23 protein-coding genes and 1 tRNA gene are annotated in these 25673 nt (G+C 59.4%); 10 read left to right on the top strand and 14 right to left on the bottom strand.

The window, feature by feature from the left end; all coding sequences use genetic code 11:
- Nucleotides 1-33 precede the first annotated feature (33 nt).
- The 3 genes from A6U86_RS04155 to A6U86_RS04145 all read right to left on the bottom strand — a co-directional run bounded on the left by A6U86_RS04155 (nt 34) and on the right by A6U86_RS04145 (nt 3301).
- A complete protein-coding gene (locus A6U86_RS04155) occupies nt 34-1353 on the bottom strand; it encodes a homoserine dehydrogenase (protein ID WP_068386293.1) in 1320 nt (439 codons plus the stop codon).
- A gap of 58 nt (nt 1354-1411) precedes the next feature.
- Nucleotides 1412-2629: an LL-diaminopimelate aminotransferase gene (locus A6U86_RS04150; protein ID WP_068386290.1), complete on the bottom strand. Its 1218-nt coding sequence runs from the start codon at nt 2627-2629 to the stop codon at nt 1412-1414.
- 219 nt (nt 2630-2848) lie between these two features.
- Nucleotides 2849-3301: a hypothetical protein gene (locus tag A6U86_RS04145; RefSeq protein ID WP_068386286.1), complete on the bottom strand. Its 453-nt coding sequence runs from the start codon at nt 3299-3301 to the stop codon at nt 2849-2851.
- A 159-nt stretch (nt 3302-3460) separates the two neighbouring features.
- On the opposite strand from A6U86_RS04145, the gene phaC reads away from it, so the two are divergent.
- The 6 genes from phaC to sthA all read left to right on the top strand — a co-directional run bounded on the left by phaC (nt 3461) and on the right by sthA (nt 10125).
- Entirely contained in the window at nt 3461-5308 is a 1848-nt protein-coding gene (phaC, locus tag A6U86_RS04140; protein ID WP_068386283.1) for a class I poly(R)-hydroxyalkanoic acid synthase, read from the top strand.
- 15 nt (nt 5309-5323) lie between these two features.
- A complete protein-coding gene (sfsA, locus tag A6U86_RS04135; protein WP_068386279.1) occupies nt 5324-6073 on the top strand; it encodes a DNA/RNA nuclease SfsA in 750 nt (249 codons plus the stop codon).
- A gap of 2 nt (nt 6074-6075) precedes the next feature.
- Nucleotides 6076-6912: a type I methionyl aminopeptidase gene (gene map / locus A6U86_RS04130; protein ID WP_068386276.1), complete on the top strand. Its 837-nt coding sequence runs from the start codon at nt 6076-6078 to the stop codon at nt 6910-6912.
- Between the two features lie 42 nt (nt 6913-6954).
- Nucleotides 6955-7755, top strand: a complete 801-nt coding sequence (radC, locus tag A6U86_RS04125) for a DNA repair protein RadC (protein ID WP_244509841.1) — start codon at nt 6955-6957, stop codon at nt 7753-7755.
- 260 nt (nt 7756-8015) lie between these two features.
- On the top strand, nt 8016-8612 hold the full coding sequence (locus A6U86_RS04120) for a dual specificity protein phosphatase family protein (RefSeq protein ID WP_068386270.1): 597 nt from the start codon (nt 8016-8018) through the stop codon (nt 8610-8612).
- Nucleotides 8613-8721: 109 nt separating this feature from the next.
- Nucleotides 8722-10125, top strand: coding sequence for a Si-specific NAD(P)(+) transhydrogenase (gene sthA / locus A6U86_RS04115; RefSeq protein WP_068386267.1), 1404 nt, complete (start codon nt 8722-8724; stop codon nt 10123-10125).
- A gap of 37 nt (nt 10126-10162) precedes the next feature.
- Here sthA and A6U86_RS04110 read toward each other — a convergent pair whose 3' ends face one another.
- The 5 genes from A6U86_RS04110 to A6U86_RS04090 all read right to left on the bottom strand — a co-directional run bounded on the left by A6U86_RS04110 (nt 10163) and on the right by A6U86_RS04090 (nt 14831).
- Nucleotides 10163-10843 (bottom strand): HAD family hydrolase, encoded by a 681-nt coding sequence (locus tag A6U86_RS04110; protein ID WP_083196716.1) that lies wholly within the window; start codon nt 10841-10843, stop codon nt 10163-10165.
- Between the two features lie 240 nt (nt 10844-11083).
- Nucleotides 11084-12571 (bottom strand): trigger factor, encoded by a 1488-nt coding sequence (gene tig / locus A6U86_RS04105; protein WP_068387854.1) that lies wholly within the window; start codon nt 12569-12571, stop codon nt 11084-11086.
- A gap of 277 nt (nt 12572-12848) precedes the next feature.
- Nucleotides 12849-12933: transfer RNA gene (locus A6U86_RS04100), tRNA-Leu, on the bottom strand.
- 144 nt (nt 12934-13077) lie between these two features.
- Nucleotides 13078-13695: a GDYXXLXY domain-containing protein gene (locus A6U86_RS04095; RefSeq protein ID WP_068386264.1), complete on the bottom strand. Its 618-nt coding sequence runs from the start codon at nt 13693-13695 to the stop codon at nt 13078-13080.
- Nucleotides 13692-14831 (bottom strand): DUF2157 domain-containing protein, encoded by a 1140-nt coding sequence (locus A6U86_RS04090; RefSeq protein WP_068386262.1) that lies wholly within the window; start codon nt 14829-14831, stop codon nt 13692-13694. The genes A6U86_RS04095 and A6U86_RS04090 overlap by 4 nt, the downstream gene beginning before the upstream one ends.
- Before the next feature lie 888 nt (nt 14832-15719).
- On the opposite strand from A6U86_RS04090, the gene A6U86_RS04085 reads away from it, so the two are divergent.
- From A6U86_RS04085 to trmFO, 3 genes are all read left to right on the top strand, one after another.
- Complete coding sequence (locus A6U86_RS04085; RefSeq protein WP_015339702.1) at nt 15720-15866, top strand: DUF1127 domain-containing protein; 147 nt, start codon at nt 15720-15722, stop codon at nt 15864-15866.
- A 301-nt stretch (nt 15867-16167) separates the two neighbouring features.
- Nucleotides 16168-16311 carry a DUF1127 domain-containing protein gene (locus A6U86_RS36125; protein WP_015339701.1) on the top strand — a complete coding sequence of 48 codons (144 nt, stop codon included), beginning with the start codon at nt 16168-16170 and terminating at the stop codon, nt 16309-16311.
- 130 nt (nt 16312-16441) lie between these two features.
- Complete coding sequence (gene trmFO / locus A6U86_RS04075) at nt 16442-17878, top strand: methylenetetrahydrofolate--tRNA-(uracil(54)-C(5))-methyltransferase (FADH(2)-oxidizing) TrmFO (protein ID WP_068386260.1); 1437 nt, start codon at nt 16442-16444, stop codon at nt 17876-17878.
- Between the two features lie 6 nt (nt 17879-17884).
- Here the strand turns inward: trmFO and A6U86_RS04070 are convergent, their stop codons facing one another.
- The 5 genes from A6U86_RS04070 to yajC form a co-directional block, all read right to left on the bottom strand.
- Entirely contained in the window at nt 17885-18346 is a 462-nt protein-coding gene (locus tag A6U86_RS04070; protein WP_068387851.1) for a hypothetical protein, read from the bottom strand.
- A 78-nt stretch (nt 18347-18424) separates the two neighbouring features.
- Nucleotides 18425-19285 (bottom strand): phytoene/squalene synthase family protein, encoded by an 861-nt coding sequence (locus A6U86_RS04065; RefSeq protein ID WP_068386257.1) that lies wholly within the window; start codon nt 19283-19285, stop codon nt 18425-18427.
- Between the two features lie 17 nt (nt 19286-19302).
- Entirely contained in the window at nt 19303-19689 is a 387-nt protein-coding gene (locus tag A6U86_RS04060; RefSeq protein ID WP_068386255.1) for an Mth938-like domain-containing protein, read from the bottom strand.
- A 4-nt stretch (nt 19690-19693) separates the two neighbouring features.
- Complete coding sequence (gene secDF / locus A6U86_RS04055) at nt 19694-22237, bottom strand: protein translocase subunit SecDF (RefSeq protein ID WP_068386253.1); 2544 nt, start codon at nt 22235-22237, stop codon at nt 19694-19696.
- 158 nt (nt 22238-22395) lie between these two features.
- Nucleotides 22396-22743 carry a preprotein translocase subunit YajC gene (yajC, locus tag A6U86_RS04050; RefSeq protein WP_068386251.1) on the bottom strand — a complete coding sequence of 116 codons (348 nt, stop codon included), beginning with the start codon at nt 22741-22743 and terminating at the stop codon, nt 22396-22398.
- Between the two features lie 207 nt (nt 22744-22950).
- Between yajC and A6U86_RS04045 the strand changes: the two genes are divergently transcribed.
- A complete protein-coding gene (locus A6U86_RS04045) occupies nt 22951-23823 on the top strand; it encodes an ATP-binding protein (RefSeq protein ID WP_068386248.1) in 873 nt (290 codons plus the stop codon).
- 77 nt (nt 23824-23900) lie between these two features.
- Here A6U86_RS04045 and A6U86_RS04040 read toward each other — a convergent pair whose 3' ends face one another.
- Nucleotides 23901-25565 carry a LysM peptidoglycan-binding domain-containing M23 family metallopeptidase gene (locus A6U86_RS04040; protein ID WP_068386245.1) on the bottom strand — a complete coding sequence of 555 codons (1665 nt, stop codon included), beginning with the start codon at nt 25563-25565 and terminating at the stop codon, nt 23901-23903.
- Nucleotides 25566-25673: the final 108 nt, after the last annotated feature.

Genomic DNA, 25673 nt, shown 5'->3' with positions numbered 1-25673 from the left:
GGCGGCGCCCTTTGAAGCGCCGCCGCCGTCAGCCTATTCCTTCGGCCGCTCGATGCGGATGACCTGCGGCTCGCCGACGAGGTAGCCTTCGGTCTTTATGGCAGCGACAGCCTTGCGCACCGAATCCTCTGTGGTCGCATGGGTCACGAGAATGATCGTCTGATGCGCCGAGGGCGACAGGTGCTGTGTCGAGCGCTGGACGATCGATTCGAGCGAGATGTGGTTCTCCGCCATGCGGGTCGCGACGCTTGCGAAGACGCCGGTGCGGTCGAGAACGGTCAGGCGGATGAAATAACCGCCTTCGTGGCTCTGCATCTGCGCCTTGCGATAGGGCTCAAGCGACTTGGCAGGGTGACCAAGCACCGGCACGCGCTGTGCGCCCGGCTGGCTCTTGGCTATATCGGCGATGTCACCCAGCACGGAGGACGCCGTGGCATTGCCGCCGGCGCCGGGGCCGACCATCAGCAATTCGCCGAGAATGTCCGATTCGATCGCCACGGCATTGGTGACGCCATCAACCTGGGCGATGACCGAATCGAGCGGCACCATGGTCGGATGCACGCGTTGTTCGATACCGCTTTCGGTGCGCTGGGCGACGCCGAGCAGCTTGATGCGATAGCCGAGATCGGCGGCCGCACGGATATCCTCGATGGAGACATTGGTGATCCCTTCGAGATAGATGTCATCGGCCGCGATGCGGTTGCCGAAGGCAAGCGTCGTCAGGATGGCCAGCTTGTGTGCCGTGTCGTTGCCTTCGATATCGAAAGCCGGATCGGCTTCGGCATAGCCGAGGCGCTGCGCTTCCTTCAGGCAATCGGCAAAGGACAGGCCTTCCTTCTCCATCCGGGTCAGGATGTAGTTGCAGGTGCCGTTCATGATGCCGTAGACACGCGAAATCGTGTTGCCCGTCAGGGATTCGCGCAGGGCCTTGATGACCGGAATACCGCCGGCGACCGCCGCTTCGAAGTTGAGCAGAGCGCCCTTCTCTTCCGCGATCTGCGCGAGTTCGACGCCGTGATAGGCAAGAAGCGCCTTGTTGGCGGTAACGACATGCAGGCCACGGGCAAGAGCGGCGCGCACGGCAGCGTTGGCAGCGCCCTCGGAGCCGCCGATCAACTCGACGAAAACATCGATATCGGCCTTCTGAGCCAGATCGACCGGACCGCCGAACCATTCGACATCCGTGAGGTCGATGCCGCGATCCTTGGTGCGATCACGCGCGGTGACGGCGACGATCTTGATGGGACGGCCGCAGGTGACGGCAAGCTCGTTGGCGCGGCTCTGGATGATGCGGACGAGCGAGGCACCAACGGTGCCCAAGCCCGCAATGCCGATTTTGAGGGCATCTGCCATGGAAAATTCCTGATCAGTATCTTGGGACGGCAGCCGCGAGAACGGCTGCCGTGCGATATCAACGATGTGCGTTCAGCGAAATCACATTATGCATTGTTTCATCGGCCGTGGAGAGGAAGCGCTTCAGATTGCGCGCTGCCTGCCGGATGCGATGCTCGTTTTCGACAAGCGCGATGCGGACATAATCGTCGCCCTGCTCGCCGAAGCCGATGCCGGGCGCAACCGCGATGTCGGCCTTCTCGACGAGGAGCTTGGAAAACTCCAGTGAGCCGAGATGACGGAACTTCTCCGGGATCTTCGCCCAGGCGAACATGGTCGCTGCCGGCGGCGGCACTTCGAAGCCGGCCTTGCCGAAGCTGTCGACCAGAACGTCGCGGCGGCGCTTGTAGATGCTACGCACTTCGGCGATGTCGGAACCGTCGCCGTTCAGCGCATGCGTCGCCGCCACCTGGATCGGCGTGAAGGCGCCGTAATCGAGGTAGGACTTCACCCGCGTCAATGCCGCGATCAGCCGCTCGTTGCCGACGGCAAAGCCCATGCGCCAGCCAGGCATGGAGAAGGTTTTCGACATAGAGGTGAACTCGACCGTCACATCCATGGCGCCAGGAACCTCCAGCACCGACGGCGGCGGAGCGTCATCGAAGTAGATTTCCGAATAGGCGAGATCCGACAGCACGATGATGTCATGCTTCTTGGCGAAAGCGATGACTTCCTTGTAGAAATCCAGCGTCGCCACATAGGCCGTCGGGTTAGACGGATAGTTGAGGATCAGAGCCAGCGGCTTCGGGATCGAATGGCGTACGGCCCGCTCCAGCGGCGGGAAGAAGCTATCGTCCGGCTCGACCGACATCGAACGGATCACGCCACCGGCCATCAGGAAGCCGAAGGCGTGGATCGGATAGGTCGGGTTCGGGCAGAGGATGACATCGCCCGGCGCCGTGATCGCCTGCGCCATGTTGGCAAAGCCTTCCTTGGAGCCGAGGGTGGCGACCACCTGCGTATCCGGATTGAGCTTGACGCCGAAACGACGGGCATAATAGGCGGCCTGTGCCCGGCGCAGGCCGGGGATGCCCTTGGATGAGGAATAGCGATGCGTGCGCGGGTCCTGAACCACTTCGCACAGCTTGTCGACGATCGCCTTCGGGGTCGGAAGGTCGGGATTGCCCATGCCGAGGTCGATAATGTCCGCCCCGCCCGCTCGCGCGCTTGCTTTCAAACGGTTGACCTGTTCGAAAACGTAGGGCGGCAAACGCCGGACTTTATGAAACTCTTCCATTTATTTCCCCAGGGACAGCGGCCCTCACAACCGCGATGAAGTTCGTCGATCTTCCGGTGAGCCGCGATACGAACTTGGAATCGCGGCACCGCAACTAGCTGACTCGAAAGATAAGGTGAATCTTGGGCGGTTGCGCAGACAAAGTGCACTTAACCGATAAGACACATCCAAATTCGGCCTATCCGAACGCTTTGCGTCGAAATTGCCTGAAACGCAAGGTTAATTCTGCGTCTGGCTCGGCTGAGCGCTGCTCTCTTTCTGAATTTCCTGCAACGTATCCTGGCCGTGTTCGGCAGCGAGCTTGCGCATCTCGGCGACGCGCTTCTGGTACTCGGCTTCCGAGATGGTGCCCGCCTTGCACTGCGCGCCGAGCGCCGTCAGCTGCTTGACCAGATCTCCGGCCTGCTGATCGTTGATCTGCACGTTTGCTGCCGTCGGCGGCGCGTTGAAGGATGGATAGCCATCCTTGTAATATTGTTGCGTATTGCTCAGGTCGACCTGGCTGCCTTTCGGGGCCTTGACGATGACAGCTGCAGGCGGCTGCTTGCGCTTGGCAAATTCAGCCTTTTCCTCAGGGGTCGAGCAGCCCGCGAGCGTCAATGCGAGGATTCCGCACATCGCACCGCAGAGTACGGAATACCGGTTCAGTCTTGCCACCATGCCGCCGCCCATAATTGTCTTCCTGCGCTATTCCTTGCTGTGGGTTGCGACTGTTAAATTTGTCGCAGCAGCAAAGCAAGAGCAGGGTTGCGTTTCATTCGACTTGTATTCCTTTTCCAGCAAGATGTACAAATGGAAAACAAGAGACAATTGCCGCCGGGAGGATGATGCGTGACCGACAGCAAGCGGGACAACAATGAAGGAAATGGCGGCTTTGCCGGCTTCGACCCGAAGTCAGTCGAGCCTTACATCGTCAGGGATCCCGAAGCGATGGCCGTCAACTTCGCCCGTGCGCTGGAAAATCTCGGCAAGGCGGCATCCGAGTGGCTGGCGCCACGCGAACGCGGCGAGAAGGTCGACACCGTTGCCGATCCGATCACCGATATGGTCAAAACGCTCTCCAAAGTCGGCGAATACTGGCTTTCCGACCCGCGCCGGACGCTGGAGGCGCAAACCTATCTGCTGTCTGGTTATTTTGGCCTGTGGACGAAAACGCTGCAGCGCCTCAACGGCGATTCGGCCGCCGAAACGCAGGCCGAACCGGTCAAAGACAAGCGGTTCGCGGACGAGGACTGGCAGAAGAACCCCTTCTTCGATTTTCTGAAGCAGACCTATCTTCTGACCGCCGGCTGGGCGGAAAAGCTCGTTGGCGACGCTGAAGGCCTGGACGACCACACGCGCCACAAGGCCGCTTTCTATACGAAGCAGATCACGGCCGCCTTTTCGCCGAGCAATTTCATTGCGACGAATCCGCAGCTCTATCGCGAAACGGTTGCCTCCAATGCGGAGAACCTGGTGCGCGGCATGAAGATGCTCGCCGAAGACATCAATCTGGGCCGCGGCGAATTGCGGCTGCGGCAGACCGACATGACGAAATTTGCCGTCGGTCGCGATATGGCGCTGACGCCCGGCAAGGTGATCGCACAAAGCGATGTCTGCCAGATCATCCAATATGAGCCGGCGACAGAGAAGGTGCTGAAGCGGCCGCTGCTGATCTGCCCGCCCTGGATCAACAAATTCTACATTCTCGATCTCAACCCGCAGAAATCATTCATCAAATGGTGCGTGGAACAGGGGCACACCGTCTTCGTCATTTCCTGGGTGAACCCCGATCAACGCCATGCGCTGAAGGACTGGACGTCTTATGCGCGCGAAGGCATCGATTTCGCGCTGGAAGCCGTCGAGAAGGCCACTGGCGAACAAGAGGTCAATGCCGTGGGATACTGCGTCGGCGGTACGCTGCTCGCGGCAACGCTCGCCCTCCATGCCAAGGAAAAGAACAGGCGCATCCGCACCGTGACCTTTCTGACGACGCAGGTCGATTTCACCTTTGCGGGCGATCTCAAGGTTTTTGTCGACGAGGAACAGATCGCATCGCTCGAACAGCAGATGAATGTGGTCGGCTATCTTGAGGGATCGAAGATGGCCGCGGCCTTCAATATGCTCCGCGCCTCCGAACTCATCTGGCCCTACTTCGTCAACAGCTACCTGAAGGGCCAGGAACCCCTGCCCTTCGATCTTCTGTTCTGGAATGCCGATTCGACGCGTATGGCGGCGGCCAACCACTCGTTCTATCTGCGCAATTGCTACCTCAACAATACGCTGAGCCAGGGCAAGATGGTCCTCGACGGCAAGACATTGTCGCTGAAGGATGTACGCATCCCGGTCTATAATCTGGCGACGCGCGAAGATCATATCGCCCCTGCGAAGTCCGTTTTCGTCGGCAGCCAGTATTTTGGCGGGCCGGTGGAATTCGTATTGACCGGCTCCGGCCACATCGCGGGCGTCGTCAACCCGCCGGACAAGCGCAAATACCAGTTCTGGACTGGTGGCCCGGTGAAGGGTGAGTATGAGCATTGGCTGGAGGACGCCAAGGAGACGCCGGGTTCCTGGTGGACGCATTGGCACGCATGGATCCTGTCGCAGGACCATCGCATGGCGCCTGCGCGCCAGCCCGGCGGCCAGGCTCTCAACGCCCTTGAAGAGGCGCCGGGCAGCTTCGTGCTGGAACGGGCCTAAGCGATCAATTCATTCATGCTCTTCAATCCGCCTCTCGTCCCTGCCCGGCTGATCGCGCGATACAAGCGTTTCCTCTTCGATGCCGAGCTGGAAGACGGGACGCTTATCACGGGCTCCTGCCCGAATACCGGCTCCATGCTGGGGCTGACGGCGCCCGGCTCCCGCATTTGGCTCTCAGAGCATGAGGGCACCAAGCGGAAGTATCGCCATGTCTTCGAGCTGATCGAGGCCGATGGCACGACGGTCGGCGTCAATACCGGCATGCCGAACCGTATTGCGGCGGAAGCCATAGCGCTCGGCCAGATCTCCGATCTCGGCGAATACACCACGGTCAAGCGCGAGCAGAATTACGGCCGCAACTCCCGCATCGACCTGCTCTTGACCGACCCGTTGAAGACAACCACCTATGTCGAGGTCAAGAACGTCCACTTCATGCGACAGCCACATCTGGCGGAATTTCCCGATACGGCGACAGCGCGCGGCGCCAAGCATCTGGAAGAGCTTGGTGACATGGTGCAGGCAGGCTTTCGCGCCGTGATGCTGTTCGTGATCCAGCGGGATGATTGCCATCGCTTTCGGATCTGCGGCGATCTCGATCCCATTTACCTCAAGGCCTTCGAGCGGGCTTTGAGGCGCGGCGTGCAAGTATATGCTCTGAAATGCAGGGTTTCACCGACGGAAATCACCCCTGCCGGGTTGATCCCGATAGACGAACCCGGCATAGCTGCATTAGATACCAGTATAAAGATTTCGGTTGAAGGCTAACCATGGTGAACTACATCGAAGCGGCAACGGCGCCGGCGAAGAATACGGGCGCTATCCGCATCTACGGGCAGGACGCATTCGCCGGGATGCGCAAGGCATGCCAGCTGACCGCACGCTGCCTCGATGAACTCGCCGCAATCGTCGAGCCGGGTGTTCCGACCGATGTCATCGACCGTTTCGTTTTCGAATTCGGAATGGATCACGGCGCCTTTCCCGCGACGCTGAATTATCGCGGCTACATGAAGTCCTCCTGCACCTCGATCAACCACGTCGTCTGCCACGGCATTCCCAACGAAAAGCCGCTGCGCGAAGGCGACGTCGTCAACATCGACGTCACCTATGTGCTCGGTGGCTGGCACGGCGATTCCAGCCGCATGTATCCCGTCGGCGAAATCAAGCGCTCGGCGGAACGGCTTCTGGAAGTCACCTATGAATCCCTGATGCGCGGCATCGCCGCCGTGCGCCCCGGCGCGCGCACGGGCGCCATCGGCGAAGCAATCCAGACCTATGCCGAAGCGGAGCGCTGCTCGGTCGTTCGCGACTTCTGCGGCCATGGCGTCGGCAGCCTCTTCCACGACTCGCCGAATATCCTGCATTACGGCCGCGCCAGCGACGGGCCGGAATTGCGCGAGGGCATGATCTTCACCATCGAGCCGATGATCAATCTCGGCAAGCCGCATGTGAAGGTGCTCGGTGACGGCTGGACTGCGGTCACACGGGATCGCTCACTCTCGGCTCAGTACGAGCATACCGTCGGGGTTACCGCGACGGGCTGCGAGATCTTTACCCTGTCGCCCGGTGGCCTTGATCGCCCCGGCCTGTCGCCATTGCAGGGATAATTCATGGCGAAACGCCCCGCTCGCTCTTCCGGACATGGTGACATGCCCCTCGATGGCGGCGGGACGACGGAGGCATTGGAAGAAGCCCAGCTTTTCGACGAGCGGATGTTTTTTTCTGCGAAATCCACGAAATCGCCACCTGTTGCCGCCAAATCAGCGCCCGCGAAAGTGGAAGCCGATTACCATGGCCATCGCGAGCGGCTGCGCAATCGCTATCGCGACGGTGGCGACACGGCGCTCGCCGACTATGAAATTCTTGAATTGCTGCTGTTCAGGCTCATTCCGCGCCGGGACACGAAACCGATCGCCAAGGCCCTGCTCGCCCGCTTCGGAACGCTCGGCGGCGTCTTCGGCGCGCCGGTGGGCCTGCTTACGGAGATTAGCGGCGTCGGCGATGCCGTGGCGCTTGACCTGAAACTTATCGCAAGTGTTGCGCAGCGCATGCTGAAGAGCGAACTGACGGGCAAGCCGGTTCTATCCTCCTGGAAAGCGCTGATCGACTATTGCCATACCGCCATGGCGCACGAAGCACGCGAACAATTCCGGCTGCTGTTCCTCGATAAGCGCAACGCCTTGATTGCCGATGAAATCCAGGGCCTCGGCACCGTCGACCACACGCCCGTTTATCCGCGCGAGGTGGTCAAGCGCGCACTGGAACTCTCTTCCACAGCGGTGATTCTCGTCCATAATCATCCGTCAGGCGACCCGACGCCGTCGCGCGCCGATATCGAGATGACCAAGACCATCATCGATACCGCCAAGCCTCTGGGCATTACCGTTCACGATCATATTATCATCGGCAAGAACGGCCATGTCAGCTTCAGAGCACTGCGGTTGATCTGAAAATATCGCCCAGATAATAAAGCATTACATTAGAATATAGCAATATCCATTTGAGATGGATATATTTTCATATCCATGGATATTGTTTCCCCTGTCGTGAAACCACTCAATGCCACCCTTCATCTCCATTTCCCTTTTTCAGTTCGGCATCAGGATGATCTGGCAGAAGGATCGAGCGTCCAAATCGGTATCTTTGCCTTCGGATGTCATTGTTTTGATTTGGCCTATTCGCTCAAGCGTTCGGCTGGCCCGGAGATCGCATGCAGAAGATATTGCCGCCGCTTGCTCGTCATCTCGTCCGCGTTGGCCGCGGAGCGATTGTCGCCTTGGTAGCATTCGCGGCAGTCGCGGGCGGCTTCTACGGCCATATGCTTTGGACGGCAAATTTCCATCCCGTCATTGACGGGGAGCTTTATCGCTCTTCGCAGCCATCAGCAGCGATGATTGCCGACCTCCAGAAGCAGTATGGCATCAAAACCATCATCAATCTGCGCGGCGATAATACCGGCCATCATTGGTACGACAAGGAAATCACCGAGGCGAAACACCTCGATATCAATCATGTCGATTTCCGCATGTCCTCCAACAAGGAATTGACGCAGGAGCAAGCGGCGCAATTGGTCGAGATCATGCGCGATGCCCCTAAACCGATCCTCATTCATTGCCAGGCCGGAGCGGACCGCACCGGGCTTGCATCCGCGCTTTATCTCGCTGCCATTGCGAAGACCAATGAGGCAACGGCAGAGGGCCAGATGTCGATCATCTATGGACACCTCTCCCTTTCCTTTGCGCGCGCCTATGCAATGGACCGGACCTTCGAGAAGCTCGAACCCTGGCTTGGACTCTCTTCTTCCTGAGAAGCGTCATATCCCGTTAGATAATCTGTAACATTGAGCCGCTACCGGTTGACGGACAGCATGTTGCGTTGCGACATTGATTCCCTATCCAATCATCCGAGGCTTCCCGATGGACCAATTCGATCTCCTAGTCGTAGGCAGCGGCCCAGCCGGCCGCCGAGGCGCCATTCAGGCTGCCAAGCTCGGCAAGAAGGTGCTCGTCATCGAGCAGGGCAAGCGCGTAGGCGGCGTTTCGGTCCATACCGGCACCATTCCCTCCAAGACGCTGCGTGAAACCGCGCTGAACCTCTCAGGCTGGCGCGAACGCGGCTTCTATGGGCGCGCCTATCGCGTGAAGCAGGAAATCAGCGCGGAGGATCTGCGCCGCCGCCTGCTGATCACGCTGGATCACGAAGTCGAAGTGCTGGAACACCAGTTCGCGCGCAATCGCGTCCAGCACATGCGTGGCAAGGCAAGCTTCGTCGATCCGCAGACCATGCAGGTGGTCAAGGATGACGGCGAGGTGGTCACCGTGTCCGCCGCCAGCATTCTGCTGGCAGTCGGCACCAAACCGTTCCGTCCCGATTACATGCCCTTTGACGGCAAGACGGTTCTCGATAGCGACGAGCTGCTTGATATCGAGGAGCTGCCGCGCTCGATGGTCGTCATCGGTGCAGGCGTCATCGGCATCGAATACGCCACGATCTTCAGCGCGCTCGATACTCAGGTGACGCTGATCGATCCGAAATCCACCATGCTCGACTTCATCGACAAAGAGATTGTCGAGGATTTCACCTATCAGCTGCGCGATCGCAACATGAAGCTGTTCCTCGGCCAGAAGGCTGACAAGGTTACACACCAGAACGGCAAGGTCGAGCTGACGCTCGACAATGGCCGCCGCCTCACCACCGACATGGTGCTGTTTGCCGCCGGCCGCATGGGCGCGACGGATACGCTCAACCTTCCCGCCGCCGGCCTCGAGGCCGATGCGCGCGGCCGCCTGAGTGTCAATCCGGAGACCTTCGCCACCAAGGTTCCGCATATCTTTGCCGCCGGCGACGTCGTCGGCTTCCCGAGCCTTGCCTCCACCTCGATGGAACAGGGCCGCATCGCTGCCCGCGTCGCCGTCGGCGCGATCGCCAAGGAGCCGCCGAAATACTTCCCCTACGGCATCTACGCCGTGCCTGAGATTTCCACCTGCGGCCTGACCGAGGAAGAGGTCAAGGAACGGCACATCGCCTATGAATGCGGTATCGCCCGCTTCCGCGAGACCTCGCGCGGCCACATTATGGGCCTCGACACTGGCCTTCTGAAAATGATCTTCTCGCTGAAGACACGCCGCCTACTCGGCGTCCACATCGTCGGCGAAGGCGCGACGGAACTCGTCCACATCGGCCAGGCAGTGCTGAACCTCAAGGGTACGGTCGAATATTTCGTCGAGAACACCTTCAACTACCCGACGCTCGCCGAAGCCTACAAGATCGCCGGCCTCGATGCCTGGAACCGCATGGGTGATATCAAGTCGGAGCTTTGAGGGTACGCAGACTGGCGTCAGGCGCAGGCGCCAGAGCTCATGCAAGAGCTTCAATCAGGGATAGGACTTCGACGAGAGTTTCGATACTGTATTTCGGGAATGGCAGCGCGTCCGGCCAAGAGGTACCGGCATTGTAAAATATGCCTGTCATTCCAGATGCTTGCGCACCAATGACGTCCGCCTCCGGGTTATCACCGACGAAGATGCAGCGCGCCGGAGTGACGCCCAGCCGTTCCGCGGTGAGCTGAAAAATTCTTGGATCTGGCTTCCGCAGCCCGACATCCTCCGAAATGACAACGAGGTCGACGTTATTTCTGAGCCCGGTGATCTCAATTTTTGCCGACTGAACTTCGGTATGACCGTTGCTGATGATGGCGGTCTTCAAACCGCGCACCCGTAATGCTACCAGCGTTTCAAGGGCACCAATAGATAGCTTTGCGAAATGTGGATAATGCGTTTGAAAATCGGAAAGCAAGCGAGCTCCGCAATGGCTGTCCATATCAAGATCTGCCGCCAATCTCGGGTAGAGCTTTTGTTTGTCGACTAGGCCTTCCTTCTCCAATGCCAAAAAGGTTGCCTCGAACGCCTGCAATGTCACGCCCTGCAGTTGATCCCTGAACCGCTCGAATTGATCCGGCAGAAATGCCTTTAGCGCCGCACGCCGGTCGATGAGGGTTTCATCAAGATCAAACATCACCGCTTCAATCACGTCGGGCATCCTTGGTTATCGCACCGAGTTGCGTTTCCAAGTGAAGCGTATGATGGCGGTGAGAAATGTCTATCGTAATCGACCGCTGTTCGCGCTGATGTCTGGAATCGCGTGGGCGATTCACCACCGCCCTCGTGGATCGAGGCTTCGACCTAACCGGTCCACGCACTTTAGAGAGCCCCCCTCTCAGCAACAAAAAAGCCCCGCCGCGAACGGCAGGGCTTCATTTCAATCCAGAAGAAAGACCGATTACTCGGCGCTGTCTTCAGCAGCCTTCTTCTTCGGAGCAGCCTTCTTCTTCGGAGCGGCTTCTTCGCCTTCGGCGGCAGCTTCGGTCGTTTCAGCCTTAGCAGCGGCCTTCTTCTTCGGAGCAGCCTTCTTGGCAGCCGGCTTGTCTTCGGCTTCGTCGTCGGCCAGCAGCGCTTCCTTGGAAACGGTCTTGTCCGTAACGTTGACTTCGGTCAGCAGGTGATCGATGACCTTTTCTTCGAAGATCGGAGCGCGCAGGTTGGCCGAAGCGCCAGGCGTGTTGCGGAAGAATTCCAGGATTTCCTTTTCCTGGCCTGGGAACTGCTGGAGCTGCGAGTAAAGCGCACGCTGCAGTTCGTCTTCGCTGACTTCGACGCCGGCCTTCTCGCCGATTTCGGAGAGAACGAGGCCGAGGCGAACACGGCGCTCAGCAAGCTTGCGGTACTCTTCGCGAGCCTTTTCTTCCGTGGTGTCTTCGTCTTCGAAGGTCTTGCCCGATTCAGCAAGGTCCGTCTGGATCTGGCGCCAGATGCTGGCGAATTCGGCTTCAACCAGCTTCTGCGGGGTGTCGAACTGGTACATTTCGTCGAGCTGGTCGAGGATCTGACGCTTGACCTTCTGGCGCGTAACCGAGCCGTACTGGCTTTCGATCTGGCCGCGGACGATTTCCTTCAGGCGATCGGCCGATTCGAGGCCGAGCTTGGTGGCGAGTTCGTCGTTGATCTCGACTTCGCCGGCAGCGGCCACTTCCTTGACGTTGATGTCGAAGGTGGCTTCCTTGCCTGCGAGGTTCTTGGCCGGGTAGTCAGCCGGGAAGGTTACGGTGATGACCTTCTCATCGCCAGCCTTCACGCCGACGAGCTGTTCTTCGAAGCCCGGGATGAAGCGGTTGGAGCCGAGAACGAGCTGCGCGTCTTCGTCCTTGCCGCCGTCGAAGGCTTCGCCGTCGACCTTGCCGAGGTAATCGATGGTGACGCGGTCGCCATCGGCAGCCTTGCCCTTCTTGGTTTCGTAGGTGCGAGCGCTTTCGGCGATCTTGAGGATCTGCTCGGTGACTTCGTCTTCAGCAATCTCAGCAACTTCGCGCGTGATCTTGATGCCCTTGACGGACTTCAGCTCGATCGCCGGAATGACTTCGTAGGAGAGCGTGAATTCGAAATCGGCTTCGGCAGCCAGGATCTTTTCTGCCTCGTCCTTGTCTTCGGTCATGGCGATTTCCGGCTGGGTTGCCGACTTTTCGCCGCGCTCGGTCAGGATTGCCGGCGGCTGGTCACGAACGATCTCGTTGACGAGGTCGGCCATGATGGACTTGCCATAGACCTTCTTCAGATGCGCAACCGGTACCTTGCCCGGACGGAAACCGTTGATGCGGACCTTGTCCTTGACCTCGGCCAGGCGTTCGTTCATGCGAACTTCCATGTCCTTGGCGGGGATGACCACCTTGATTTCGCGCTTCAGCCCTTCAGCGAGCGTTTCGATAACCTGCATTGTCCTACCTTCATTCATGGCGGCCGTGCCCAGACAGCCGTTCGTTTCGATGAGCACGACGCCGGAAAATCCCGAGCGTGGCTTGGATGCAATTCCCTGTCACTTTGCCAAGAGCGCCGCGCCTTCGAATGAACGCGCAAGAGGCAGCCCTATCTCGTTACGAGTCGAAGCATCTGATCCACTCCCTATCCGAAAGCGGGATGCCTAGGCAAAATGGCGCGTCCTGCGGCATGTAGGAAGACAAGCTTGTTCAGCCTCCCCCGTCCATAAGACGTCTTGGTGCGGGTAGAGAGACTTGAACTCCCACGCCTTGCGGCACCAGAACCTAAATCTGGCGTGTCTACCAATTTCACCATACCCGCGTTCCCAAAACCGCATGGCGATGCCTGCCCATGGGGCCTTCCGGAGCGCGGCGTCTCTATATCACCCGTTTCAAACCACGCAAAGGAAAAATGACGGTTCCACGACCATGGGCAAGCTTATCCGGTTTTGACGGACAAACATCGTCAATAAAGCGGCTCCTCGTATACCGGTTTGCCGTCAAGAAGCAGGGCTCTGATGTGGGCAGCACCATCGGAAGAGATGCGGGCCGCAATGGCGACACGGCTCTCATTGCGCGCGCCCTCGATGTCGTGCCCCTGGCCTTCGGGCACATAATAGCGCTCAATGCCATAGTCGACCGAGATCAATGACTGCGACGCCTCGGTCTGCTCCGCATAGAAGAAATAGTCGACGGGCAGGCTTTTGAGCACGACCGTATCGGGCTTGGGATCGAGCGGTCCAAAGGATGATTCGACAATACCCCAGTAGCCGTCATCCTGTTTCTTCAGGCGAACGGACAGGATCTGGGCAGTCAGACTTTGCTTCGGCGCACCGCCGACCAGCGTCGAGACCGGAACCCGCGAAATGTCGTAGTTCAAGGTCACGTAATCGCCGCGCAGAAGATCGCGCGGATCGACCGGCGCTGTCTTCAGGATAACCTCGACACCGCTTCGCAGGCCCCAGGCCCGCTCGCCGACCATATAGCCGAGCACGGCCGTCTGCAGGGCCGCAACGATGATGGCGGCAATCCAGAAGCGGTGCAGGCCGTTCAGAACGGCATTCTTCTCAGCCAGATCACTCATGCCTGTGCTCCCTGCTCGCGACTGCCGGAAAAGCGCCGTTCCAACCGGATGACCACCCAGGCGGCAAGCGCCACCAGCAAACCGGCAATCAGGAAGAAGCCCGCCGTACCGATGATCGAGCCGATCGTTTCGCTGGCGAGATAGAGGATCTCGCAGGCGAAGACGAAATAGGCGAGAAAGCGTACCGCACCATTGTCACGACCGCTAAGGGCGATTGCGATGACAGCGCTTGCCAGCGTCGCAACGGCCACGATGATCAGCGCAAGCGCATCTTTCTCCCAAAGATCATTCGTAAAGGTCTCGTTGCTGATTTCGGCGTGAACCAGAAAGAGACCGATCGCGGCGACAAGAAAAGCGTAAAAGGCCGGTGCAGCACCCGCCGTCCGCACGAGAGGCATGAGTGGCGAGGCAGGGATGCTGACTGCAAGGAAGGCGGCCATTCCAACGGCGGCAAACAGGATTGCCGCATTCAGGCTCTCGTGCAGGCCGAAAAGCCAGGTCAGCCACCCGACGATGATCAGATAGGCGAAGTGTCTCGCTCTCGGCGCATCGACATATCTGACGAGCGCAATCAGGACCGCGGCCATCAGAAGGGGCACCCACGGCATGACGCCCTGCCAACGATCAAAATGATCCCAGAGATAGGCACCGCAAAACGCCCAGGCGAGGAAGCCGGCAAGTGCCACCTGCGCGCTGGAGCGAAATAGCGCCGCGACCATGCAGGCCGCAGCGAACCAGACGATTATCATCCTCAGCTCGTCGCCGGACATGTTGTACATCTGACCGACGAGCGCCATGGCGCCACCGAAACTCAATGTCCCGAGAATCAGCAAGGCTGCCGCCAATATGGAGCGCCCGGCAGTCAGCAGCTTGGCGGCGCCGAGATAGAAGCCCCATATCATGGCAACGAGAGCGACAAGGCGCCCAAGCCTCGGGATCTCTTCCCAGTTCGCGGAGATGAACAGCAATAGCGCCAGACCGAGAAGCACGGCAGCCAGGATGGCCAGCACCCTCCCCGCGCTAAAGCTTGTCTGGCGTCCGTCATATTCGCGCAGCACAGCCTGCGCCGCCGTCGCATCGACAAGTCCCTTGTCGACCCAGATCTTCAGATCCCGCTCCAGCCTGCCTCTATACATCCCGGCCCCCTACCCATGCGACTCTCCGCATAGAGAAGAATTACCACAAAACGGCAGGCGATCGATCCGAGCTTGCGTGTATGCGCCGCCAGCACCTTCCACACGAATATGTCTCTCGTTAATACAGTATTAAGCGATCATTCAGTATGCTAAGGACCGGTATCGAGATACCCATGCAAGACATGCGCAGACAACATATCTCCCATGAAATTATTGCGCTGCACAAAATCAAAAAGTCATACTATTAGTGAAGCAACAAAACACGGCGATGGCGCGCCGGGCCGATGCAAATCGGAGAGAGCCTGAGGATGTAAATCCTGACAGAGAATTCGGAGCCGCACACTCCTCCTCCCAGTGCGCTCCGATGGGTTGACGACACTCCTCCTCCCAGTCGTCAATCACCACAAATGACGCCCGCCGCACCTCCTCCCGCGGTGGGCGTTATTTTTTTGCCCGTTTCAATCGTTTATATGCCACTCGACGCGTCCTCCGACGCCATCAAGCGTCGTGCGGGGACGAAACCTGTCGAGCCCAAGCGCGCCCATCAAAAATCTCCGGCAAGGCGCACACCAGCAACTAGACCTACCCGAAAATAGCAAGGCTGGCGAAAACATGGCCGGATGTGGGCAAGCGCAAGAACCGCCCTTGAAAAGCTGAGGTTTGCCGGAGAATGAGCTCTTCAGGGCATTCTTCGTTCAGCTGCGATATGCACATAAAGCAGCCATCTTCTTGGGCAGATCGCCTACAAGGATTGCACTTTACGCATAGGTGACATGAAGCATTCGCGCTTTTTAGTTCTCTCAGCGCAACATATATAATGAGGCATCAGATCGACGGCGGAACCAATCACTGGGCCGCGAGATCTTCAAATCCTCGAAAGGGACTAAAATGAACCTGACCCGCTCTTTCAACAACTGGCGCAAGTATCGTCAGACCGTCAACGAACTCGGCCGCATGAGCTCGCGTGAACTGCACGACCTCGGTATCGACCGCGCTGACATCCATCGCGTTGCTCGCGAAGCCACCGGCCGCTAATCGCCGGATAGGCTTCGCCCAATAGCGAAAGCCTTCTCAACGCCCGTTGCGGACCGCCGCGACGGGCGTTCTTTTTTGTCCATTGTGCAGCTGCAGCATAATGCGACCTAGTCCGAGCTATTCGCGACACGCAAGGCATGTAAATTTTAGGCATTGATGGCTTTTTGGGCGCCATATTGCACAAATGCATAGCAGACGCCTTTTCTTTGCACTGCACAAAGCACGTTCTCACGCCTATATAGAGTGCAAGCGCTGAGGCGGTAATCGTACCGCTCGCAAACAAGATACTGAGGACAAGATCATGAACCCGCTTCGCATTGCAAAGAACTGGATCAGCTACCGCCGCACTCTGAACGAACTCGGCAACCTCTCCAGCCAGACCCTGTCGGATATCGGCGTTAGCCGCTACGAAATCCGCAACATCGCTGCACGTTCTTTCCGTTAATCGGTATTGAACTGCAGACTGCCTCAAGACGGCGCCTTTCGGCGCCGTTTTTGATTCCAGCGCTATTTTCGGCTCCAGTCATTGCGCAAAGCAATTGGATCGCCGCCCTGCCCGTGATAATGACGCGCGCATGACACAGACCAGCTCTCACTCCCCTATTCATATCATCGGCGGCGGCCTCGCAGGCTCCGAAGCCGCCTGGCAGATCGCCAGCGCCGGCGTGCCCGTCATCCTGCACGAGATGCGTGGCGTGCGCGGCACCGAGGCACACAAGACCGACGATCTTGCCGAGCTGGTGTGCTCCAACTCGTTCCGCTCCGACGACGCCACGAGCAACGCGGTCGGCGTCATCCATGCAGAGATGCGCATGGCCGGCTCGCTGATCATGGCGTGCGCGGATCGACATCAGGTACCGGCCGGTGGAGCCCTTGCTGTCGATCGCGACGGTTTTTCCGCAGCCGTAACCCAGGCGATCGCGACCCATCCGCTGATCACCGTTGTCCGCGAGGAAATCCAGGGATTGCCGCCCGAGGAATGGGACCAGGCGATCATCGCCACCGGCCCGCTGACCGCGCCCGGTCTTGCCAGTGCCATCCGGGCCGAAACGGGTGCCGACGCGCTTGCCTTTTTCGACGCCATCGCGCCGATCGTCTATCGCGACAGCATCAATATGGACATCTGCTGGTATCAGTCCCGCTACGACAAGGTCGGACCGGGAGGCACGGGTAAGGACTATATCAACTGCCCGATGGACCAGGCCCAGTACAATGCCTTCCTCGATGCCCTGATCGCCGGCGACGCCGTGGGCTTCAAGGAATGGGAAGGCACGCCCTATTTCGACGGTTGCCTGCCGATCGAAGTCATGGCCGAGCGCGGACGCGAAACACTGCGCCACGGTCCGATGAAACCGATGGGCCTTACCAACTCGCATAACCCCACAGTCAAGGCCTATGCTGTCGTGCAGCTGCGCCAGGACAATGCGCTCGGCACGCTCTACAACATGGTCGGCTTCCAGACGAAGTTGAAATACGGCGCGCAGGCAGAGATCTTTCGCCTGATTCCCGGCCTTGAGAATGCCGAATTCGCGCGGCTCGGCGGGCTGCATCGCAACACCTACATCAACTCCCCGACGCTGCTCGACCGCTCGCTGATGCTGAAGTCGCGACCGGGCCTGCGATTCGCCGGCCAGATCACCGGCTGCGAAGGCTATGTCGAAAGCGCCAGCATCGGGCTGCTCGCCGGACGTTTTGCCGCTGCGGAACGCAAGGGCGAAACACCATCGCTGCCGCCGGCCACGACGGCGCTCGGCTCATTGCTCAACCACATCACCGGCGGCCATATCGTCTCCGACGAGGAGCCGGGCAAGCGCTCCTTCCAGCCGATGAACATCAATTTCGGGCTTTTCCCGGAGCTGGAGCCAGGGTCGATCGTCAGACCGGAGGGCATCAAGCGCTTTCGCGGCAAGGACAAGACCATCATGAAGCGCCAGCTCATCGCCAAGCGCGCGCTTGGCGATTGCGCTCAATGGCTCGGCCTGCCGGCTCCTGCCCTTGCCGAAAGCGCCTAAGATCTCTCAGGCCTTGGCCGGCGGCATCAACTCTGCCGGCTTGGAATTTTCGCCAGCCACATAATTGCCGAGCAGCCAAAGAGAGACTTCCGCCGCTTCGGCCGGAGTTGCAAATTCGAACGTTCCATTGTGATGGGGAGCATCGAGAAACTCGACCGCCAGACCACGGCCGGTGCCCGAATCCCTGGCATGCGCCCGGCCCGGCTCGATCAGGTGGACGCTGAAATGATTTCGAAGGCTGCGCATGAAGCCAGCCTTGTCGTCATGCAGGCGTACGAAGACTGCCTGCCCGTTGGCTGTCGTCTGCAGTTGCCTGATCGCCTCGGTTGGAAAAGCGCGGCCGAACTCGATAATCGCAAGGCCGGTATCGTGCAGACCGTCTTCCTTGTTCTGCGAAGCCATGCGCGTCGCGAAGAAAGCGAAGAAGACGACAATCGCGAAAAGTACGCACCAGACGATAATGCCCACGGCAGCTCCCCCTGAAAAATAAATCAAGTGCCCGCCCATCTCCATAAACGCCGAGACTTGCGCGAGCGTGATGTTATTTTAGATTTTCTTTGTAATAGAGGCCAGCGCCATGCGCATCTGCCGCCGCCATTGCGGCAGCGCCAGCGGATGGTCGAAGAGACCGGCTCCCAATTTCTGCGCTTTTTTCAAGGCAGGCTCGGCAAGGGCTACGGGCAAGAAGGCTGGAAATACCGCAGGCGGTATCGTGCCTGCCGCCCTCGCCTTGGCCAGATGCTCACGGCCAAGACCCGCGAACGCCTCGATCGCGGCTGAAATGCGTGCCTTGTCCTCACCGGCCAGGAAACTATCCCGATCAAGGCCTGTTGCTGCAAGAATCTCGAGCGGCAAGTAGAGTTGGCCGCGATGGCGCTGGAGCGGCATCAACAGCAGCAAGCCGCCGATCGCCTGCGCGACACCGGCATGGCCGGCAATATCAGCGGAACGCTTCGCCTCATCCGGTGACAGGACCAGGCTCGCAAGCTGAATGAGCGCTGACGCCGTTTCCCCGGCATAGCCTTCCAGATTGCCACGCGTCTCCATCGGATCGTCGTAGAGATCGAAGATGCGCGCGTCGATCATGTCGATCAGCGTCTGGCGCGGCAGGCGGTATTGTTCAATGGCCGTCAGAAGTTCGGCGGCAATGGGATTGGCTTCGCTCGAGCCATGGGCCTGCCCTTCGAGGAGATCGCGCCAGTATTGCATTCGCACTTCGCCGGGCAGCGGCTCATGCACGAGGTCGCGCACGCGGGCCAATTCGGCATTGAAGGCGTAAAGCGCGGCAAGTGCCGGGCGCTTTTCCTCCGGCGCCAACAGGCAGGCAAGATAACGATCGCGATCGGTATCTCGAAGCGTGGCGAGGCAGATGTCCCGATTGCTCCGCGGCGTAGCTGATGTGGTCATGTCGAGTGATCCGGAGGTCAAACTGCAATCAGCGCAGCAGCGACGGCACGCGACTCGGACAGCATGATATTGAACGTGCGAACAGCCGCTCCGGTGCTCATCGGATCGGAGGAAATCTGCCGGGCGCGCAGGGCCGCCTTCAGATCAGCCGGCAGAGGTCGCAGTTCCATGCCGGTGCCGACAAGCAGAACCTCGATCTGCGCGGCCTCGTCGAGCACCTTCTGGAAGCGATCCGGTGTCAGCGCGTCGCCCAGCAACATATCCCAGCCGTAAATGCCCGAGGGCAGGCAGAGCAACGAGCCGCGATGCGACATGTCGGCGAAGCGGAAACCGCCATTGCCGTAAGCGTCGATCGGTGCGCGCCCGGGGAAATGCGCTTTCCGGATTTCTATACCTTTTGCCAATGTATCACACCGCTGGTTTGCCTGACTGAATGTCGCCGGCGGCGGGGCCTGAGCTTTCACCGCCGGTTTGGAACTTGTCCGGCCGCAGCTTGAACAGGATCAGCACGGGCGCCGCAATATAAATCGACGAAAAAGTGCCGACTGCGACACCGAAAAGCAGCACGAAGGTGAAGGCACGGATCACTTCGCCACCGAAGATGTAGAGTGCGAGCAACGCCAGAAGCGTCGTCGCCGATGTGAGAATGGTCCGCGATAGTGTCTGATTGATGGAGGCATCGATCAGGATCGGCAAAGGCATCTGCGAATAGCGCTTGAGGTTCTCACGCATGCGGTCATAGACGACAACCGTATCGTTCAGCGAATAACCGACAATGGTCAGGATCGCCGCAATACTCGTCATGTTGAATTCCATGCCGGTCAGAACGAAGAGGCCGAGTGTCAGGATGACGTCATGCAAGGTCGCGATGATCGCGCCGACTGCGAACTGCCACTCGAAGCGCAGCCATATGTAGACGAGAATGGCAATCAGGGCCGCCAGCACGGCAAGCGAAGCCGTCGTGGTGATTTCACCGGAAACAGCGGGGCCAACCACTTCCACGCGGGAGAAGTCGTAATCCTTGCCCAATTCCTCGCGCACGAGGGTTACCGCCGATTGCTCGGCATTTTCGCCACCCTCCTGGGCATGCACCCGGATGACCGCGCCGAGCCGATCGGCGAGCCGTTCCACCCGCACATCCCCTGGAATAATATCCTGAAGGCGTGACTGGATATTTGCCGGGTCCGCGAGACCCTGCTTGGCGCGAACTTCGATGATGGAACCGCCGGCAAAATCGATGCCGAGATGCATTCCGATCGTCGCGAAGGCAACAAGCGTTGCCACCGCCAGGGCGGCCGAGACGGTGAACGTATAGCGCCGGATGCCCATGAAACGGATGTTGGCATTGTCGAAAATGCCGCTGCGCACACCGACCAGCAGGGTGCGCGGCTTGCGGTGCGATATCCACATATCGATGAGCGAACGCGTGACGAAGCAGGAGGTAAAAAAGGTGGTGAACACGCCGATGATAAGGGTCGCGGCGAAACCACGCACCGAGCCGCTGCTGGCATAGAAAAGAATGGCCGCAACGATAAGCACGGTCAGATTGGCATCGGCCACGGTCGCAGCCGCCCGGTTGAAACCATGGCGCAGCGCGTCGACGAGGAGATGCGTCTTCTTCTCTTCCTCACGCACGCGCTCATAGATCAGCACCATGGCATCCAGCCCGATACCGATGATCAGGACGATAGCGGCGACGCCCGGCAGCGTCAGCGCTATGCCGAGCAACCCCATGATCGCCAGCACCATGACGATATTGATGACGAGCGCGATGGTCGCGGCAATGCCGAGGAGACGATAAAAGCCGATCATCAACGCAGCGACGAAAACCGCGGCGGCGATGCAGGCTATGATGCCGTAACGCGCGGTGTCGCCGCCGAGACCCGGCTGGATGGTTCGCTCCTCGACGGTTGTCAACGTCGCGGGCAAAGGCCCGCTCTTGATCATCACAGCCAGATCCTGGGCTCCCTGAGCCGTGAAATCTCCGGGGACATCGACCTCGCCCGTTGCGATCACGGTTTTAAGGGCAGCAGCAGAGATGACCTGATCATCGAGCACGACGACGATGACCCTGCCGAGATTGCTTGCGGTTGCTTGCGCGAACCGGTGGGCCGCTTCCTGCGTCAGCTTGACGGAGGTCGTGCCGCCATTGTTCTGATTGTTGACCACGGCAACCGCGTCGGCAAAATCCACATTGGAGAGGATGGGCTGGCGTTGGACGAGATAGCCGACCGGTGGGTCATCTTCGGAAAACATGACGTCGGTGCCGGCCGGCGGCTGGCCATCCATGGCATTCTGGACCGTCATCGATTGATCGACGAGGCGAAAGCTGAGCTGAGCCGGCTGACCGAGCAGGTTCTTCAACCGCTGCGGATCTGCGAGATCAGGCACCTGCACGATGATGCGATCCCGCCCCTGGCTGCGGATCAGGGGCTCGCCGACCCCAAGCTGTGCAATTCGGTTGCGAATGACCCGGATCGACCGGGCAACCGCCGCAGACACGTGGCTGTCGATATCCGCATCGGTGATATCGAGCGTCAATGCGCCGGCATCACCCTGGGAAAGCGTGACGGCCGGTTTGTCCGAGCCGGTGGTGAGCGGACGCAATGCGGTTACAGCGGCCTGAACCTGCGCAGGATCATTGATGCGAAGCTGGATCTTCCGGCCGGTTCCGGTCAGGCCGGAATAGGCGACATTGACAATACGCAGCCGCGTTCCGATATCGCCGACGATGGCTTCCAGGCGATCCTTCTCGACATCATCCCGCTCGATCTTGAGCAGGAGATGCGAGCCGCCGCGAAGATCGAGCCCAAGCTCGATCTTTCTGTGCGCCCACCATGTCGGAAGAGAGGAAAGAGCGCGCTCGCCAAGCAGGTTGGGAGCGGCAAGCAGCACGCTCAAGAGAACGACGAACCAGATCAGGGTGGTCTTCCACCAGGAGACTTGCAGCATCATTCTCTCGAGTTTGGGCTTCTCTACTGCGCCCCGCTTTCAGCAGGAAATGCGACGGGCGCAGTAACACCTTGAATTTGTGCATAATCCATCAAGAAAGTCGATTCCGATTTTCGAGGACATGCACAGGCCAGGCGAGCTGCCTGCACGAGAGAAGCTTACGCAGCGTCAGCCTTGACAGGCTCACCCTTGACGCGAACTTCCGAAATCGCACTGCGGACAACGCGGATGCGCACGCCGTCGGCAATCTCGACTTCGAGTTCCTTGTCGTCGATGACCTTCGTGACCTTGCCGACGATACCGCTGGTGACGATCTGATCGCCGCGGCGAATGTTCTTCAGGATCTCGTCACGCTTCTTTGCCTGCGCGCGCTGCGGACGGATGAGAAGGAAATACCAAACGACCATCAGCGGCACAAACAGGATGATCATTTCGAAACCGGAACCACCGAAGACACCGGCTGCCGAATCTGTCGCGCTCTGCGCATATGCGTTGGTAATAAACATCGAGAACTCCCTTGAACTCCTTGCGGTAACAGGCCCCGCGTTAGGTGGCCGGAATATAGTTACGCGCATGGCGATTGCAACAAAAACAGCCGCCAACCGTACCGTTTTCCCGGTGTCTTAGCCTTTCAGCTCCGGATGGAGCATGATACCCGGCAAGACAGCGCGCGCATTCTACGACTTTCTTGATCATTATTCAGGAGGAAAACGGTGACTGAAGACCAAAACGCCCTGATCCTTGCCGAAGTCCGACGCCTCGCCGACGCGGTTGAACGTCTGGCCGGCCCTGCTCCGGCTGTCAACGATTGGAACGCTGCCGACTGCTTCGTCTGGGCGCCTGCCCGGCTCCATCTGCAACCAGTGCCGCGGCCAAATCGCGTGGCGCTGACGCTCATTCGCGGCGTCGATCACGTCCGCGATATTCTGCACGAAAACACGCTGCGCTTTGCCGACGGCTTTGCCGCAAACAACGTCCTGCTCTGGGGTGCGCGCGGCATGGGCAAATCCTCGCTCGTCAAGGCGGTGCACGAGGATGTACGCCGCGCCACCGGCATCTCGCTCAAATTGATCGAGGTGCATCGCGAAGACATTTCTTCGCTGCCGGTGCTGCTCGACATATTGAAGGCTACGCCGCACCGCATCATCATTTTCTGCGACGACCTTTCCTTCGATCACGACGATACCGCTTACAAATCGCTGAAGGCAGCGCTGGACGGCGGCGTCGAAGGACGGCCGGACAACGTCTTGTTCTATGCCACGTCCAATCGCCGCCATCTGCTGCCGCGCCATATGATGGAGAACGAGCAATCAACGGCGATCAATCCATCCGAGGCCGTGGAAGAGAAGGTGTCGCTTTCCGATCGCTTCGGGCTCTGGCTCGGTTTCCACAAATGCAGCCAGGAAGACTATCTGGTGATGATCGATGCCTATGCCGATCATTTCAAACTCGACCTCGATCGTGCCCGGATGCACCACGAGGCGCTGGAATGGGCGACCACGCGCGGCGCCCGGTCTGGCCGCGTCGCCTGGCAATATATCCAGGATCTGGCCGGACGGCTGCGCATCGTGCTTGATCGGGACTAATCTCAGCTCTCCAAGCCTCAAACGACAAAAAGCCCGGTGATCACCGGGCTTTTTGCAGAGTCCTTGAGATGCACTACCTATTCAAGGAACGTCATCGGGTTGATCGGAGCCGAATTCTTTCGGACTTCGAAGTGTAGCTGCGGTTGGCTGACATTGCCGCTCATGCCAGAGGTCGCGAGCGTCTGGCCGCGCTGAACCTTCTGGCCGCGAGTGACGCTGAGCGCATCGGCGTGGCCGTAGACCGTGACGGTGCCGTCGTCGTGACGGACGAGAACCGTATTGCCAAGCTCCTTCAGGCCGTTGCCTGCATAGATGACGACGCCGTTTTCAGCAGCCTTGACCGGCGTGCCCTCGGGAACGGAGATATCGATACCGTCATTGCGGCTGCCGTTGACGTTGGCGCCGTAGCCGGCAATGACCGCACCACGAACCGGCCAGCGATATTTGCCGATACCGGTTGCCTCAGGCGCATCCGCCTGTGCATCGGATTTCGCCGCGTCATTGATGGACTGGCTCGGAGAAGCGGAGGCGACCACCTGTGGCTTGGAGGCATCGGCCGGCGCATCTGCGTGAGCGACGACCTTAGGCGCCTGTTTTGCAACGGGCTCTACCGTCGGCTTGGCGGAAATCTTCTGCGGCTCGATGGAGGCCGTCTTGACCGGATCGGCAGCGGCAACGCCACTATGCGGCAAGGTCAAGGCCTGACCGATGCGAACGCTGTCGCCAGCCTTCATATTATTGGCCCGCTTCAAATCGGCAACCGTTACGCCGCTTTCCTTGGCGATTCTGGCAAGAGAATCACCCGGCTTGACGACATAGGTACCCTTCGGTGCCGGACCCTTGCCGTTGCCGGCGGCGAGCTTGTTGGGGTCGGCAAGACCAGCCTGGGACTTGCCGCGCATCTGGCCGTTGGACGGCAACGCAAGCGCATCCTGCTGCGGAGCCTTGCCCGGGCCGGGCATCTTGCCGTCCTTGGAAAGATCGGTAGCTTCCGAAGCCATCTTGGCCGGGCTGGAAGCGCCTGCGCCATTCATTGTGGGGATGACGATCTGCTGGCCTGGCTGTGCAGCAGCACCATTGCGCAAGCCGTTTGCCCGCAGGATTTCCTTCTCCGGCACACCATAGCGGCGCGACAGCAGCGCGATGTTTTCGCCCGGATGCAGGGTCACGCTCGGTGCGTTGACCGTAGTCCAGCCCGGAGACATTTGCGGCGTGGCAGCAGTCTTGATCGTGCCCGTCGACAACGTGTCAGGCGCAAGTGCCGGAGCGTTGCGGGAGCCATTGTTGTTGCGCGAAGAAGGGAATGGCTGGGCCATCGCTTCGTTTTCCGCCCTGGAAGCATTGCGCGGACGGCCCGCATCGGCCGATGCGCCGGGAGGTGCAAGATCAGAACGCTGGATTGCGACAGGCGCGGTCGATGCCCGAGCGCTGGAGTATGACGGATTATAGCGAGCCGGCGAATTCGGATAGGGTTGCGATACCGGTGCGTTCTGCCGCGAATAGTCCTGCTGGCCATAGCCGCCAGCCTGAGCAACATCGGCGCGCGGCACCGGATCGCCATCCGGACCGTTCAGACTGCGCCGGTTGATGGAACCGGTCGTCACATTATCCGTGTTTTTTGAGAAGAGCCCGCTGAAGCGGGTCGTGTCTGAACTACAAGCCGTTGCAGTGCTCGCCAGAAGAACTGCCACTAGGACTTTCCCTGCCGATTTACCGAAGTTTGAAGAAAGACTGAAACCCATGACTCGACCCACTTAAGACGCAACCGTTTATGGGTCGATTAAAGCGCGTTAATCTTACCATGCGGTTAAAGCACTGGCGCGGCATGTGTATTTTTGAGGAATTGCTAA

This window comes from Rhizobium sp. AC27/96 (assembly GCF_001692325.1).
In the GTDB taxonomy this organism is placed as follows: Bacteria; Pseudomonadota; Alphaproteobacteria; order Rhizobiales; family Rhizobiaceae; genus Rhizobium.
This window is presented reverse-complemented; position numbering and strand designations above follow the sequence as displayed.

Coding starts and splice junctions, on each gene's coding strand:
- secDF (WP_068386253.1), bottom strand. CDS start 22,237: ATGCTGCAAGTCTCCTGGTGGAAGACCACCCTGATCTGGTTCGTCGTT.
- A6U86_RS04110 (WP_083196716.1), bottom strand. CDS start 10,843: ATGCCCGACGTGATTGAAGCGGTGATGTTTGATCTTGATGAAACCCTC.
- A6U86_RS04120 (WP_068386270.1), top strand. CDS start 8,016: ATGCAGAAGATATTGCCGCCGCTTGCTCGTCATCTCGTCCGCGTTGGC.
- A6U86_RS04150 (WP_068386290.1), bottom strand. CDS start 2,629: ATGGAAGAGTTTCATAAAGTCCGGCGTTTGCCGCCCTACGTTTTCGAA.
- A6U86_RS04065 (WP_068386257.1), bottom strand. CDS start 19,285: ATGACCACATCAGCTACGCCGCGGAGCAATCGGGACATCTGCCTCGCC.
- sfsA (WP_068386279.1), top strand. CDS start 5,324: ATGCTCTTCAATCCGCCTCTCGTCCCTGCCCGGCTGATCGCGCGATAC.
- tig (WP_068387854.1), bottom strand. CDS start 12,571: ATGCAGGTTATCGAAACGCTCGCTGAAGGGCTGAAGCGCGAAATCAAG.
- map (WP_068386276.1), top strand. CDS start 6,076: ATGGTGAACTACATCGAAGCGGCAACGGCGCCGGCGAAGAATACGGGC.
- yajC (WP_068386251.1), bottom strand. CDS start 22,743: ATGTTTATTACCAACGCATATGCGCAGAGCGCGACAGATTCGGCAGCC.
- A6U86_RS04040 (WP_068386245.1), bottom strand. CDS start 25,565: ATGGGTTTCAGTCTTTCTTCAAACTTCGGTAAATCGGCAGGGAAAGTC.
- A6U86_RS04085 (WP_015339702.1), top strand. CDS start 15,720: ATGAACCTGACCCGCTCTTTCAACAACTGGCGCAAGTATCGTCAGACC.
- sthA (WP_068386267.1), top strand. CDS start 8,722: ATGGACCAATTCGATCTCCTAGTCGTAGGCAGCGGCCCAGCCGGCCGC.
- A6U86_RS04145 (WP_068386286.1), bottom strand. CDS start 3,301: ATGGGCGGCGGCATGGTGGCAAGACTGAACCGGTATTCCGTACTCTGC.
- trmFO (WP_068386260.1), top strand. CDS start 16,442: ATGACACAGACCAGCTCTCACTCCCCTATTCATATCATCGGCGGCGGC.
- A6U86_RS04090 (WP_068386262.1), bottom strand. CDS start 14,831: ATGTATAGAGGCAGGCTGGAGCGGGATCTGAAGATCTGGGTCGACAAG.
- A6U86_RS04155 (WP_068386293.1), bottom strand. CDS start 1,353: ATGGCAGATGCCCTCAAAATCGGCATTGCGGGCTTGGGCACCGTTGGT.
- radC (WP_244509841.1), top strand. CDS start 6,955: ATGCCCCTCGATGGCGGCGGGACGACGGAGGCATTGGAAGAAGCCCAG.
- A6U86_RS04095 (WP_068386264.1), bottom strand. CDS start 13,695: ATGAGTGATCTGGCTGAGAAGAATGCCGTTCTGAACGGCCTGCACCGC.
- A6U86_RS36125 (WP_015339701.1), top strand. CDS start 16,168: ATGAACCCGCTTCGCATTGCAAAGAACTGGATCAGCTACCGCCGCACT.